Raw genomic sequence first — 15,233 nt, 5'->3', positions numbered from 1 at the left:
TCCCTGATTTTTTACACTTAACAATACATTATGTCTATTGCAAAAACTGGCGACCAGGTTGCCGTTCATTACACAGGAAAACATACCGATGGCAGTATCTTTGATTCATCCGTAGGAAGTAACCCATTAGAATTCCAATTAGGTTCAGGCATGGTTATCAAAGGTTTTGATGATGGTGTAACGGGTATGGCCATTGGTGAGAAAAAAACCATTACAATTCCAGCAGCTGAAGCATATGGTGAGCATTCTCCAGAAAACACCTTGACTATTGAGAGAAACCAAATTCCATCACATATTCCAGTAGAATTAGGTGTTACTTTAAACATGCACCAAGATGGTGGACATGTCATGGAAGTAACAGTTACTGATTTGACAGATACACATGTGACTTTGGATGCGAATCATCCTATGGCTGGAAAAGATTTAACGTTTGAATTAGAATTAGTCGCGATTAAATAATTCCCAATTATGAAAATTGATTTTCGTTCCTTTTTGCCTCATGGTTTAGTCATTCTAGGCTTTGTCATCATTGCATTTATATACTGCGGTCCCGTATTGGAGGGAAAAGTTTTAATCCAGCACGACATACAGCAGGCGCAAGCTGCGGCAAGGGAAAGTGTTCAATTTAAAAATGAAACGGGACAAGACGCTTGGTGGACCAATTCCATGTTTAGTGGAATGCCGTCTTACCAGATTTCAGGATCTTATCCAAACAGTATTTCCAGCTACTTAGGTAGCTGGATTACTAATATCCTACCTAACCCAGTTAACCTTATTTTCTTACAACTGCTTGGCATGTACCTGTTTTTATGGGCCATGGGCATCTCTCCTATCTTAGGATTTGCTGGTGCTGTTGCCTATGCTTTTGCCACCTACAACATGGTTATCATTCCAGCAGGACATACGTCTAAAGTTTTAGCCTTGGCTTATGCTCCTGTGGTTTTAGCAGGTTTACGATTGTGCTGGGGACAAAGAAAATGGCTGGGATTAGCCATTTTTACCCTAGGAATGGCCCTTGAATTATATGCCAACCACATTCAAATTACCTATTATTTATTTTTCATCATAGGCGCCATCAAGCTATACTTATTGAGTGAAGCCATTAAAACAGGCCAGTTTAAACGCTGGCTGATTAATGGACTGCTGATGGCTTTAGGTTTGGTTTTGGCTTTAGGCACTCATACCATGCGTTTATGGAATAACTATGAGTATAGTAAAGAAACGACAAGAGGACCTTCCGAATTAAAAGCAAACGCGTCTCGTGGAGATGGACTGGATAAAGGATATGCCTTTGATTGGTCTTATGGAATAGCAGAAACAGGGACTTTATTAATACCTAATTTCATGGGTGGCGCTTCTCAGGGCGATTTGGGAGGAACAAAATCCAACACCTTTAAAACCATGACGGATGCTGGTATTCCAGAAGAACAAACATTGGGTTTTGTAGAAAAAGGGTTTACCTATTGGGGAGAGCAAAGTTATACGGCAGGACCAGCATATGCTGGGGCTGTAATCATCTTCTTATTTTTGTTTGCAGCGCTCTATGTAAAAAGTAAAGAAAAATGGTGGATCATCTTCATCACGGTATTATTTACCACCTTTTCATGGGGGAAAAACTTTGGCTTTAATGGCTTTTTGTTCGACTATTTTCCACTTTTCAATAAGTTCAGAGCCATTACCATGGTCTTGTCTTTTGTCCAATTTGGATTGGTCGCCCTAGCCATGTTGGGCTTGATTCAATTATCCAAAGAGAAACCCAGTTTTCAACAGATCAAGCAACCTTTATTCATCTCCTTTGGATTAACCGCAGGTTTATGTTTGATTTTAGCCATCTTGCCGGATTTATTTCTTTCGTTCAAAGGACCTCAAGATGGTATGCAATTAATACAAGATACCAATCTGAACTCTGCCATTTGGAATAGCATTCGCCTGGACCGTATTGCTCTATTTACATCTGATGCTTGGAGAAGCTTTTTCTTCATCTTGTTTGCTGCGGCTTTGGTATTTGTCAGCACTTTAGAAAAAGTCAAAAAAAGTATCTGGGTTTTTGGTTTAGTATTTTTATTAGTCTTGGATGTGGCGCCTGTTGCTAAACGCTATTTTGGAAAAGATTTTTTTGTTTCTAAAAGCACATTAGAAGAACAAATTGAACCTAGTCCGGCCGATCAACAAATATTATCCGACAAAAGTCAATTCCGAGTATTGAATTCAACGGTGTCATTCATGAATGATGCCACTACCAGTTATTACCACCATTCAATAGGTGGATATCATGGGGCTAAGCTTCGTCGATACCAAGAATTGGTTGAGAAATATTTTGCAGGAAGTCCTGCGCAAATGACGGTGTTGAATATGTTGAATACCAAATATGTGATTGGTATGGATTCTACTAACCAAGCCATTGCTCAAACTAATCCAACAGCCTTAGGTAATGCCTGGGTAGTATCTCAAATAAAATGGGCCAATAATGCTGATGAGGCATTGAATGCTATTGAGAAAATTAACCCAGCACAAGAAGCCATTTTGGAAATTCAAGACAAAAAATACCTAGGCAATTTCCAGCCTCTTCCTAGCGCTGGACAAGTTTCTTTAAGTCAATATGCCCCCAATAAATTAAGCTATCAAAGCCAATTAAGTGCTTCGGGCTTAGTGGTATTTTCAGAAATTTATTATCGAGGAAATCAAGATTGGAAAGCCTACATTGATGGCAAAGAAGTGCCACATGTACGTGCTAATTATGTATTACGTGCTTTGGTAGTTCCTGCCGGCAAGCATCAAATTGAATTCAAATTTGCCCCTCAATCTGTGGAAACTGGAGGCAAAATAGATGGATTAGCTTCCATAGGATTGATTATATTCTTAGGATTGTCCTTGGGATTAGAGTATAGAAAAAAGAAAGTTTAAGTATATGATTTATTCGATGACCGGTTTTGGGAAGGCCCAAAAAGAAATACAAGATCTTCAAATCAAAGTAGAGGTCAAGAGTTTGAATTCCAAGTTCACCGATTTATTTTGCCGCTTACCTAAGTCGCTTTCTGCCAGAGAAATTGAAGTAAGAAATTACCTCACTCAGCAATTAGAACGAGGTAAAATAGAGTTGTCTTTGAGCATGCAGAGAGCCAATGAATCGGTTTCTACCAGCTTATTGCCTGAAAAACATATTGAAGAACTATTCAGTGAATTAAAGCGAGTAGCTAAGCAAGTTGGAGTAGAGTCTGTCAATGAAACCGCCTTGTATTTGCATGCTTTATCCATGCCTAATACCATTCAAGCAGAACAAACGCAAGAAACGGAGGAAGAGGTCGAGGCACTTTGGCAATCCATCTTTGAGATCATACAAGAAGCGACACAAGAATGTAAATCTTTCCGTTTACGCGAAGGGAATGTGGTAGAGGAGAAGTTCAAGGAGTACATCGCAGCCATCAAATTGGGCTTGGATGCCGTAAAAGAGCAAGATTTGATCCGTATGCCCAATATCCGTGAACGGATGAAAAAGTCATTATTAGACTTAGGATTGAATGAGGATTTTGATCAAAATCGTTTTGAACAAGAGGTGGTTTACTACATTGAGAAATTTGATATATCAGAAGAAAAAGTTCGCTTAGCGACTCACCTAGAGTATTTCTTAGAGGTATTGAAAGAAGGCAATGGTAAAAAATTAAACTTCATGGCTCAAGAAATTGGCCGTGAAATCAATACCATTGGTTCCAAAGCCAATGATTCGCACATCCAGCGTATCGTGGTTAACATGAAAGACGAATTGGAAAAAATCAAGGAGCAAACAGCGAATGTGCTTTAAGTAGGGATTAGTGTTTAGTTATTAGTAATTGAAGAATCTAATAACTAAACACTAATAACTAAATTCTACCTCCCCACCGTCTTTGTTGACTTTCCGCACTTTATTCTTAAGGTCATTTACTCGTTGAATCTGATTTAAAACCACAATGGAAAGATTCGAAAATACCTGAAAAACAAGCAAATTTTTACTGTAGATAACGTAGGATATTAAAATAGGTATTTGGGGCTATAAATGAAACAATTAAAAAAAATTGAAAAATATCATCCTCTCATATCAAATTTAGATTAAAGAAATAACCCTTATACTTTCCGGTACTATTTATTTATTTCGAAAATTATACCCCATTCAAAAAATGATGTTTTCATGATAAAGACACTAACGTATATCTTTCTTTTATTTTCCATTACTGCCTTTGGGCAAAACAACCAAATTATTGTACCTAATAACATTAATCTTCCGAAAGATACCATTGTAAAAAAACTGCTACTTGAATCTATAAATGGATTTCTAAACCTAAAGGAAAAACCGAACAATGAAAACACCTATGTTTTAAATGAAGACCTCTTAGAAACATCTGTTTTGTTAGACGAAATAAAAGGAGTAGAAAAAATTGGGCGATTTAATAACAACAATTTTTATAAATGCTATCTGAATAATGTTACTGCACTTGACGATTCTACATTCCAAATTCAATTTTCATACCTTGGAATTAATGAAATTACGCCTATTTTGAAAGCTAGCTATGAAATTTTAGGCAAGCAAAAGAATGGTCAATTCTATTTTTGCTCCCCCTTAAAACACAATACAACAACATGGAAAACGAAAAAGATTAGCAACTCATTGTTCCATTATAAAAGCACAATAAATAAAAAAACGGCAAAAGCTTACGCAGAAAAGGTAAACGATTTTGACAAAAAGCTACATGCCAAAAGTAGCAAAATAGAATGGTATGGATTTAATGATTTGCAAGAAGGGTTACGCAATATTGGTGTGCTGTATAAAATGGATTATAACGGCATGATTTCTAATACATTTACCTCCAATGAAAATGGTACGCTATTACAAATTAGTGCTACCAATAATGCCCATTTTGACAAATTTGATGCTCATGACTTATGGCATGACAGGCTCAACAATGTCATTCTTAGAAGTACTACCAACAAAGCCGTTGATGAAGGCTGTGCTTATTTATACGGGGGAAGTTGGGGCATTAGTTGGAAAGAAATCTTTCAGACATTCAAAGAAAAGGTCTCAAATAAGCCACAGACCAATTGGTTAGAATATTATGGAAAATTTGAGGACTTCGGAAAAAGTAAAGAAGCATATTTAATGCCTGAGTATGTAATTAATGCCTTAATTGTGCAAAAAATTGAAAAAGAAAAAGGTTTTTCTGAAGTTTTAACACTATTAAAAAGCGGAAAATACAACCAAAATAACAATGATTATTTTAAAACTATGGAAAAAATCATTGGGATAAATAGAACCAATTTCAATGTGAAAGTCTGGGAATTAATCAATAGGGAGAAGTAGAAAACAGCAGATTTTATTTTAGTTCAAATTCGGTCTATTTTTTCAAACTATAGCCAAAAACTGATTCAATATAATTCTACATTCCTAATTCTACATTTTACATTCTACATTATACATTCTACCTCCCCACCGTCAAGCTCAGACCTGTTCTGAATTCCCCGTCATAGTAAAATTCAAAAGCGTATTTGCCAGGCATATCTAATTTGGAATGAACTAAATTCCAAATGATATTCAAGGTGGTATGATCCGCATTGGGATTCTTTACAACAGTGAACTCGCCTTTGAAAGGCTCATGGAAATTATCTCCTTCCGGATTTAAGGCATCTATTTGAAAATAATGCAATCCTGCCTCTTTATTCGCTATACGAATACGTGCTACAATGGCACAAGATGGATGTATGGCCGGAAACTCTTTGGCGGTGATATTGTCAAAGGTTCCATTGATCACCAATTTACCCTGTCCATAGTCGGCAGCAAAATCCGCCAAAGTGAATATTTCTACTTCCATATATATTTCTTTAAAGCAATAATAGCACAATGGCGATGCAGCCTAAACTAATTCCAATGCTCTGTCGACCACTAATTTTCTCCTTAAAAAACAAATAAGCAACGGCCGTGGAGCCAACAATAACACCAATATTGAAAATGGGTAAAACAATCGCCCCATTGTTTCCAAAGTAATCCAAGGTTTTCAATAAAAAATAAAAGGAGAAGAAATTTGGCAACCCTAGAGGCAAAGCAGCTAATACAGAAGCTTTATTCCAAGTAAATTTCCCAAGTATCGTTCCTCGAATTAATTCCAACACCGATGCACCAATCGCACCAGCGACAATCATCAACATAAAAGGAATGGTTCCTCCTGCTTCTGTCGCAACCTCCGCATTTAAAAAATTAAAGGCGGTGTTGGTAATCCCATAACCAACAAAAACCAATAATAAGGCAGTCAATGATTTATTTTGCCCCTTTCCATCTATTTGAGGACTACAAAAATAAATGGCCCCAAAAGCTAATAATAAACCTACTATGATTTGCCAAGTCCAATCAGCCCCTCCCCGATTCCAAATTAATAAATTAAATAACACAGGTATGACCAAAGAGATATTGTTAGCCAGTGAGGTTGTGGCCATCCCGTTTTTCTGGGTAGAAAAACCTGTTAGTAAGAATGTCACTACAAAACCCAAACCTAAGGCCAACATACCCATGGAATAGGACATATCAGGCCAATGGAATGGCAAGGCGTTGGGCTGAACTGCCCAGCCCGTTAAAAAACAAATGGGATAATTTAATAGAATGGTCAAACTAGTATCCACCCCAAATTTGGCGTGCATACGAAAATTAACTAATAATAAAATGGCAAAGAAAACACTTAAAACAAAGTATATCATGACCTTATGATTGTTGCACCAAATCCTTCAAGAAACTTACCCATTCAGGAGAATTATTCAAACTTTCCACCAATTGCCAATGTTCCCCTCCTGCTTCTTCAAATAATTCCTTGTATTCTTCCCCTACTTCAATGGTCGTTTCCAAGCAATCAGCCACAAAGGCTGGAGAAAAAGCCAAAATCTTCTTTTTCCCTTCTTTCACTAATTTTTTAATAGTTTCATCGGTATAAGGTTGAAGCCAAGGGTCTCTTCCTAATCGACTTTGAAAGGCCGTACCAAATGTCCCATCTTTCAATCCCATCTCCTTGGCAATCAAACGAGTGGTTTCAAAACATTGGGCACGATAACATCCATGATTCTTCTCGGTGATTTGCTCACAACAAGGACCAAATACACAGGTATTTTTTGTGATATCTCCATTTCGAATGTGACGTTCAGGAACCCCATGATACGAGAACAAGTAATAATCAAAGTCATGTTCAGCTTGATACTTCTTAGCTTTTTCAGCAAAATATGCAGCAAAACCCGGGCGTTGATAAAAATAACTCACCAAGGAAATATTGGGCATGATTTGCCATGAACTCATGAGTTCCATCACTCGTTCATACACAGAACCCGTAGTGGCTGAGGCGTACTGAGGAAACAAAGGAATGATGATCAACTTATCCAATTGCATCCTTTCCATTTCCTTCAAAACCGAAGGTAAATCGGGATTTTGATAGCGCATGGCTAATTTAACCATATATTCCGAACCTAGACTCTTTTGTAATTCATCCCGCACATCCTCTCCGTAAAACTTTAATGGAGAACCTCGTTCTTCCCATAACTGCTGATAAATCTTGGCTGATTTAGGGGCACGAAAGGGAGCAATGATGCCATTAACCAATAGAAACCTGAAGGGATATGGAATATCTATTACCCGGCTATCCATCAAAAATTCCCTCAAATATCGACGTACAGAAGCTGTATCCGGAGCATCCGGAGTGCCTAAATTAACCAATAAAACTCCTATCATATATACCTAATTTGCCGCAAAGATGATGCAAAAATTTTATAAAGTCCACCCTTCAGGTGTAATCTTTGTTCTTGTAGGCCCTTCAAAGCAAGGAACTCGGTCTTGACAACCCGGAGAAGCTCCTGGACAGAAAAACATTTCACCTGGAACTTGAGGAATAAATGCCCTTTCTCCTGGAGGAATACCCTTGGTACGATCAATATAAAAGATTTTCTTACTGACAGAGAAAACATTAAAGATTCCTAAAATCTTTTCCGTAGGATTCGTTACCGATTTCACATTGACACTAAACCGAGTTTCGGCAGGAACATCAAACAATGAACCGCTAGATTGTACTTGAGCAATCAAACTTTGATAAAATGTAAATGCATTTTTGGAAATACCCCTTTGCTCTAAACGAAAGTAATAAGGCGTATAATTATCAAAAGGAGCACGAGCTACCTGACGTCCTACAATTCGTTGACCATTGGTCAATACATCAGAAAATACATTCAAATCATTATTGGTCATGATATCCCAACATTTACCATCACAGGTATAGTTCAAGATTTGATCCGTAGCTACCGCAGGTGTAATACACGTATTTTGTCTGAAATTCCAAGTTCCACCCCCTCCACAGGAAGCGCATATAGAAATGGGCTCATAATGTTTCCAATTCCACATATAGTAATCTCCTTCTTTGGGGCTGTCTTTGAAATCAAGATAAACGGTATATCCAGCACGACGAACATCCCCTTGGGAATATTGATCCAAGACTTCAAATTGAGTAACAATATTTTCAATCTCAGGTACAGGATTCATTTCTTCTGGACTACTTTGGTACTGTCGTCCATCCAAGGTTTTGATGTATAATTGATAGGTAGAACCTACTTTACCTGCGAAACCTGTTGGTGGTAAATACGTACCTGCTGCAACACCTGTCACTTCTTTAAAGGTAGTTTTAGTACCTGCTTGATCAACAATGTACACATCGGCTTTCGTCACAGGTAAAGAAAGTACAGACATGATTTTATTGGCAGAACTGGTCAAGCGAATTTTACAAAGGCTTGGGTCATTAACAATGTCCGCCTCAATGGTCATGTAGGAAGTCGAGTCTATTTGTGCAAAATCCTTGATGGGATTAATGCAGGCCCAAGTCATAAAAACCAAGGCAAAACTCAAGAAAATATAGCTAGTTAACTTAGTAGGCATTTCTATAAAAATTTAAAATTATAGGTCAAAGAAACAAATGGAGCTGCAAATACACTTAGCTCATAGGCTTGTAGTGCTTGCTTATTCGATTTAAAGAATACCGAATAAGGGTTTTGTCTACCATATAAATTATACACGGTAAAGACCCAACTTCCCTCCCATCTCTTTTTTACCATGGATGGGTTACTGATGGTCCAAGAGAAATCCAAACGATGGTAATCTCGAATTCGGTCATTGTTACGTGAAGCAAAAACAGGATATCGCTTTCCTCCTATCTCATAACTTCCTGATGGAGAAGAGAATGGACGACCCGTATTGTAAGCAAATGTAAACGAGAAACTATGGTGTGTGGTTGGTTGAATATTCAACATCATATTAAAGGTATGAGGCTTGTCATAATTGGTAGCAAACCATTCCCCTCCATTGATCGCTTGAATCTCTGGAAAATCCCCAATCATTTGATTGAAAGCACGAGCATAGGTATAACTCACCCAACCTGAAACTTCCCCCTTCTTCTTTTGAACCATTAACTCGACCCCATAAGCCTTGCTTTTCCCAGTAATCAATTGAGTTTCTATCGTTGGATTCAATTGTAAATTGGCCCCAGAAACAAAATCAAGTGTGTTTCTAACATCTCGGTAATAGGTTTCCAAGGATGCTTCGTACACATTCTCATTATAGGTTTTAAAAAATCCTAAGGAATAAAAATCCGATTGCTGGGGCTTGATGAATGAATCAGCCGTTTTCCAACGAGAGGTAGGTAATGGTGTGGTATTATTGGAAAGCAATTGGAAGAATTGCTGCATACGATTATACCCGAATTTCATGGTGGTGTTCTCCGCTAAGGAATACTTCATGGTCAAACGGGGCTCTAAGCCACCGTAAGAAGCCATCACTTCCTCATCACCATACACTTTTTTCCCAATGATGGAATTGGTAGAAGGCATCCTACCTGGTGCGTATTCATTGACAATACCTGCACCTAAACGCCAATATTGAGCATATCGTAATCCAGCTTGAATAGTAAACTTAGGACTAATTGTCCATTCATCATCTGCATAAATAGCTGCTTCAACAGACTGTTCATCGGGTAAAACCACTCTGGCTACACGAGAAACCACCCCATCATTCAAAGATCCTGGCTTCACATAATAGCGCGTAGCCATGGCGCCAAAATTCATTTTATGGCTTTCTCTCGGCTGATAGTCAAAGCTCATGTGTACATTTTTGTAATCAATGGAACTTTGTAAATCAATGGTGTTGACCGTATCAGCAGAATAGGTTTTCGTTTTATATAAGGTGCTAGTAGCACTTAACATCATATTCAGTTTATCTGAAAAATAATGATTCCAATGTATGGCCAAGTTATTATGCCCATAATCAAAGGATGTCCGCTTAGCAATGACGTTTTCAATACTAAATAAAGAGTCTACTCGATAGTAATCCTGACTCAAATAATTGGAAATGGAGATCGTGTTCTTTTTATTAGGACGATAGTATACTTTAGTCGCCACATCCATGAAATTGGCCCTGATATTCTTTAATTCCGTAGGCGCAAACCATTTAAACATAAAATCATTGACGGAAAGTCGACCAGCAACCAATATGGATAATTTCTCCTTGATGATAGGAATCTCTGCCATCACACGGTTGGAAACCAAACCAATTCCTCCCTGCATTTTAAACTTTTCCGTATTGGGTTCGATCATTTTGATGTCCAAAACCGCCGCCGTTCTTCCTCCAAAACGCGAAGGAACGCCTCCTTTATATAATTCTAAATCCCTAATGGCATCTGAGGCAAACACGGAAAACAAGCCAAACATGTGAGTTGGGTTGAAAATGGGCGTATTATCAATGAAAATCAAGTTTTGATCCACATTGGAACCACGAATATTTAAACCATTCGCTCCTTCACCCACGGAAGAAACCCCAGGAAGAGTTTGTAAACTTCGAATCACATCAACCTCCCCCATCATGGTAGGAAGCTTTTTAATTCCTTTTAAACTCAGCACAGTAACTCCCAAAGATGGAGTTTGAATATCCCGCTTGGTCGCCGCACTAGATACAATCACTTCTTCCAATTGCTTCGTGACATCGTTTAATTGGGCATTAAGTGTGGTATTCGTTTTAATGTAAATCTTTGCCCGAAATGGATTATATCCTACATGGCTAATTTTAACCACAAATTCACCGTATGGTAAGTAAATACGATATTGACCTAAGGAGTCCGTTGTTGTTCCTGATTTCTTAAAGTCAACAGAAATATCAGCTCCACGAAGTGGCTCCCCTGTTTGAGCATCAGTAACTTTTCCTTCTAAATAAGGTAAGGTAGTAGTGGTGGATTGTGAATAGCTTTTATGAAAAATGACTAGGCAACATAAGACACAAAAGACTCTAGTAAAGAGTTTTATCATACAGTTGGTTTGAGGTAATAAAACCAATGATACGTATAATACCTGATAAGTAGAAATGAAATTACATGAACATCGACCAAATCGAAGATATTGCGACGAAAGCCAAAGCAGCTGGAGTTAATACTTTCCAGCATAAATACATCAATTGATCCACACGTAAACGAGGTAAAGTCCAACGAACCCACATTTGAATGGCAATCAATACATAGGTCTTTAACATCAACCAGATAAATCCCAAGATGGTGGCCGTAATGGTCCCAGGCGTACCATTGGTCCAATCTGCTAGTCGTAAACTTCCTATATTTGGAAATGGCGAATACCAAGCCCCCCAGAAAAGTATGACACCTAATACACTGACCAAGAGCATCATGCCGTATTCCGACAAGAACAATAAGGCCCAGCGCATACCTGCGTATTCTGTATGAAAACCACCTACCAATTCAGATTCTGCTTCTGGTATATCAAATGGCGCTCGATTGGCTTCTGCCAAACTGGTGATAAAAAACAAAATGAACAAGAAGAAAAAGAAAGGTACACGAACTACATTCCAGGTCAATATCCCTCCTACCTGCGTTACATCCCAATTCAAAAAAGACAAACCAAAAAGGTAATTGGTCTGTTGACTAAAGATTCCTTGCTGCAAAGCAATCTCTTGTAAATTTAAGCTAGAGGAGATTAATACCACACAAAGTATGCTTAATCCCATGGGAATCTCATAAGAAATCAGCTGTGCGGCAGATCGGATAGCCCCTAATAGGGAATATTTATTATTGGAAGTCCACCCTGCCAATAAAATTCCCAAGGAGTCCAAGGACACGATTCCCATCAGTAACATAATGCCCATTTCGGTTTGGCTACCTTGCAGAAAATTACCCGAACTCAATGGAATCACAGAAAAGGAACCAAATACAGCTAAAAATATAATCCAAGGAGCAAATAAAAACAATTGCTTTTGAGCCGATGCGGGAACAATATCTTCCTTTTGGAACAATTTCAATAAATCTGCAAAAACCTGAAGTAAGCCCCATTTACCGACTTCCATAGGCCCTAGTCGGTCCTGCATGAAGGCAGATAATTTACGCTCCACGTAAACACCCACCACCACATTGATCGTCAATAAAACCAAACAGACCACTAGGGCTATCCACATGGATTAGAGTTGATTTAACGCGTTTAAGAAATCTTCTTTTAAATCCTCAATCGCTTCCAAACCTACTGCTACACGCACAAGTCCGTCCGTAATTCCCACTGCCGCACGATCTTCTGCAGATAGTTTCGAGTGGGTGGTTGATGCTGGGTGCGTTAAAATAGTACGGGTATCTCCTAAATTGGGTGAAATAGAAACGATTTGAAGCAATTGACTTAATTTTTGTACTTGAGCAAAACCACCTTTGATGTCCAAAGTCAGAATTCCTCCTCCATATTTCATTTGCTTTTTCGCCAACTCAAACTGTGGATGACTCGCTAAGAAAGGATATTTAACTGCTTGTATGGCTGGATGACCTTGTAAAGCCTCTGCTAATGCCAAGGCATTTTCCGAGTGTTTTTGCATGCGTAAATCCAATAATTCTAAGCTTTTCGACAATACCCAAGCATTGAAAGGAGATAAAGATGGACCGGTATGACGAGCAAAAAAACGAATTTCAGTGATGTATTCTGCTTTTCCACAAACTACCCCTCCTAGCACACGTCCTTGTCCATCAATGTATTTCGTAGCCGAGTGAATAACTAAATCAGCTCCAAGATCCAAAGGTGTTTGCAAAATAGGCGTAGCAAAACAGTTGTCGACCGCTAAAATGATATTCTTTCCCTTTCTCAATTCAGCTAATTCCGCAATATCAATTAAATCCAAACCAGGATTGGAAGGACTTTCACAGAAAAAGAATTTTGTATTGTCCTTAATCGCTGCTTCCCAAGCTTTGATGTCGTGACCATCCACAAAAGTGCATTCTATGCCCCATTTTGCGGTGATTTTAGTTAAGATTTGAATCGCAGATCCAAATAGCGCATTGGATGCTACCACATGATCTCCTTGCTTCAATAAACCAGCTATGGAAGAAAAAATAGCCGCCATCCCGGTAGAAAAAGCTAAACCAGCTTCCGCATTTTCCAACATACACATCTTCTCCACAAACTCATCTACGTTGGGATTTTGGTAACGAGAATAGATATTACCAGGAATCTCTTCTGCAAAAATAGCTCTTCCCTGCTCTGAATCATCAAAGGTAAAACTTGAAGTAAGGTACAAAGGCACCGAGTGCTCACGGTTATGTGATCGCTTGGCTTGAATTCGGATAGCTTGGGTTTGTTTCTTCATATAGGCGAAAATTTAATCTACAAATTTAATGGAATAGCCCGAAAATCAAATTTAATATTTCAGCTGAATGGATTCTCTGCCCAATTCATCCTTTTTAATAAAAAGGTCAAGACCCTATAGAAAAATTCGAGGATTAATCAGGATAATTTGAGTAAATCAATTCTTTTTTGGACTTTTACGAGTAATTAATACAATTAAAAGAAACTATGAAAAAATTATTTACCCTACTCCTTAGTTTAGGGGTATTGTTGCCTGCTCTGGCACAAAATGAACAATGGGCCAATCTTTTCGATGGTAAAACGTTCAAAGGATTCAAACAACTCAACGGACAAGCCAAATACGAAGTGAAAAATGGTGTCATGGTAGGAACTACCGTAGCCAATACTCCCAATTCATTCATGGCAACCGAAAAAGAATATGGTGATTTTATCTTAGAAGTGGACTTGAAAGTGGATAACTCCATGAACTCAGGTATACAAATCCGTAGCCTATCCTCTCCTGATGTCATGAATGGACGTGTTCATGGATATCAAGTGGAAATTGACCCTTCGGACCGTGCTTGGTCAGGTGGCCTATACGATGAGGCTCGTCGTGGCTGGTTATATCCTGTTGAAGAAAATGTAGCTGCCAAAAAAGCTTTCAAAAAAGGCGAGTGGAATCACTATCGTATAGAGGCTATCGGAACGACCATCCGCACTTGGGTGAATAACATCCCAGTCACTTATTTGGTGGATGATATGACGGCCAAAGGATTCATTGCTTTCCAAGTTCATGCCATTGGTAAAGATCAAAAAGAAGGAACACAGGTGATGTGGAAAAACATCAAGATTCAGACAGGAAGCCAAATGCGCCCTCGTCCTTTGGACAAAACGACACCTGTTGAAAATTATACCTTAAATACCCTTTCGCCACAAGAAGAAGCACAAGGTTATAAATTATTGTTTAATGGTAAAGATTTAAGCGGCTGGCGTTCGGCTTTCAAAACTACGGCACCTCCGTCGGTTTGGACGGTAGAATCTGATGGTACTTTACATGTGAATAGTAAAGGTGGTAAAGAATCAGGAAATGGTGGTGATATTTTAACCAATGATCAATTCGGTGCTTTTGAATTGGTATTTGATTTCAAATTAACCGAAGGAGCTAATTCTGGTGTGAAATACTTTGTGGATGAATCCTATAACTCAGGCATGTCGGCCATCGGTTTAGAGTTCCAAGTATTGGATGACGATAAGCACCCAGATGCTAAATTAGGAACAGTAGGCAATAGAACTTTGTCTAGTTTATATGATTTGATTCCTTCCGACAAAGACAAACGTGCTATCAAAAAGATTGGTGATTGGAATCGTGGTCGTGTGGTGGTTTATCCTAACAATGTGGTTCAGCACTGGCTAAATGGCTTCAAAGTGATCGAATATGTTCGTGGAAGCAATATTTACAAAGTTTTAGTAGCCCATAGTAAATACAGTAAATGGCCTGGTTTTGGTATGAAAGCGAAAGGACCTATCTTGTTGCAAGAACATGGAGATTCTGTTTTTTATAAGAACATCAAAATCAGAGAAATTAACTAATAACCGATACCTCA

Annotated in this window: 12 protein-coding genes; 5 read left to right on the top strand and 7 right to left on the bottom strand. The window is 38.4% G+C overall.

Features of this window, described 5'->3' with window-relative positions; genetic code table 11:
- Positions 1 to 30: 30 nt before the first annotated feature.
- The 4 genes from U0R11_RS09645 (at position 31) to U0R11_RS09630 (ending at position 5,329) form a co-directional block, all read left to right on the top strand.
- Positions 31 to 459, top strand: a complete 429-nt coding sequence (locus U0R11_RS09645) for an FKBP-type peptidyl-prolyl cis-trans isomerase (RefSeq protein WP_406751492.1) — start codon at positions 31 to 33, stop codon at positions 457 to 459.
- A gap of 9 nt (positions 460 to 468) precedes the next feature.
- Entirely contained in the window at positions 469 to 2,904 is a 2,436-nt protein-coding gene (locus tag U0R11_RS09640) for a YfhO family protein (RefSeq protein WP_406751491.1), read from the top strand.
- Positions 2,905 to 2,908: 4 nt separating this feature from the next.
- Entirely contained in the window at positions 2,909 to 3,799 is an 891-nt protein-coding gene (locus U0R11_RS09635; protein ID WP_406751490.1) for a YicC/YloC family endoribonuclease, read from the top strand.
- Positions 3,800 to 4,162: 363 nt separating this feature from the next.
- Complete coding sequence (locus U0R11_RS09630; protein ID WP_406751489.1) at positions 4,163 to 5,329, top strand: hypothetical protein; 1,167 nt, start codon at positions 4,163 to 4,165, stop codon at positions 5,327 to 5,329.
- A 118-nt stretch (positions 5,330 to 5,447) separates the two neighbouring features.
- On the opposite strand, the gene U0R11_RS09625 is transcribed toward U0R11_RS09630, so the two are convergent.
- The 7 genes from U0R11_RS09625 to U0R11_RS09595 all read right to left on the bottom strand — a co-directional run bounded on the left by U0R11_RS09625 (position 5,448) and on the right by U0R11_RS09595 (position 13,651).
- On the bottom strand, positions 5,448 to 5,837 hold the full coding sequence (locus U0R11_RS09625) for a DUF6941 family protein (RefSeq protein ID WP_406751488.1): 390 nt from the start codon (positions 5,835 to 5,837) through the stop codon (positions 5,448 to 5,450).
- Between the two features lie 10 nt (positions 5,838 to 5,847).
- Positions 5,848 to 6,657: an EamA/RhaT family transporter gene (locus U0R11_RS09620; protein ID WP_406751487.1), complete on the bottom strand. Its 810-nt coding sequence runs from the start codon at positions 6,655 to 6,657 to the stop codon at positions 5,848 to 5,850.
- Between the two features lie 61 nt (positions 6,658 to 6,718).
- Positions 6,719 to 7,729: a ferrochelatase gene (hemH, locus tag U0R11_RS09615; RefSeq protein WP_406751486.1), complete on the bottom strand. Its 1,011-nt coding sequence runs from the start codon at positions 7,727 to 7,729 to the stop codon at positions 6,719 to 6,721.
- A gap of 36 nt (positions 7,730 to 7,765) precedes the next feature.
- Positions 7,766 to 8,920, bottom strand: a complete 1,155-nt coding sequence (locus U0R11_RS09610; protein ID WP_406751485.1) for a DUF4249 domain-containing protein — start codon at positions 8,918 to 8,920, stop codon at positions 7,766 to 7,768.
- Positions 8,921 to 8,922: 2 nt separating this feature from the next.
- Positions 8,923 to 11,334 (bottom strand): TonB-dependent receptor, encoded by a 2,412-nt coding sequence (locus U0R11_RS09605; RefSeq protein ID WP_406751484.1) that lies wholly within the window; start codon positions 11,332 to 11,334, stop codon positions 8,923 to 8,925.
- 61 nt (positions 11,335 to 11,395) lie between these two features.
- Positions 11,396 to 12,484, bottom strand: a complete 1,089-nt coding sequence (locus U0R11_RS09600; protein ID WP_406751483.1) for a complex I subunit 1/NuoH family protein — start codon at positions 12,482 to 12,484, stop codon at positions 11,396 to 11,398.
- A 3-nt stretch (positions 12,485 to 12,487) separates the two neighbouring features.
- Positions 12,488 to 13,651: a trans-sulfuration enzyme family protein gene (locus U0R11_RS09595; protein WP_406751482.1), complete on the bottom strand. Its 1,164-nt coding sequence runs from the start codon at positions 13,649 to 13,651 to the stop codon at positions 12,488 to 12,490.
- 206 nt (positions 13,652 to 13,857) lie between these two features.
- Here U0R11_RS09595 and U0R11_RS09590 point away from each other — a divergent pair, with 206 nt between their 5' ends.
- The gene (locus U0R11_RS09590; RefSeq protein WP_406751481.1) at positions 13,858 to 15,219 is read left to right on the top strand and encodes a 3-keto-disaccharide hydrolase; all 1,362 of its coding nucleotides are present in this window, start codon (positions 13,858 to 13,860) and stop codon (positions 15,217 to 15,219) included.
- Positions 15,220 to 15,233 lie beyond the last annotated feature (14 nt).

The organism is Aquirufa salirivi, assembly GCF_045310485.1.
In the GTDB taxonomy this organism is placed as follows: domain Bacteria; phylum Bacteroidota; class Bacteroidia; order Cytophagales; family Spirosomataceae; genus Aquirufa; species Aquirufa salirivi.
This window is presented reverse-complemented; position numbering and strand designations above follow the sequence as displayed.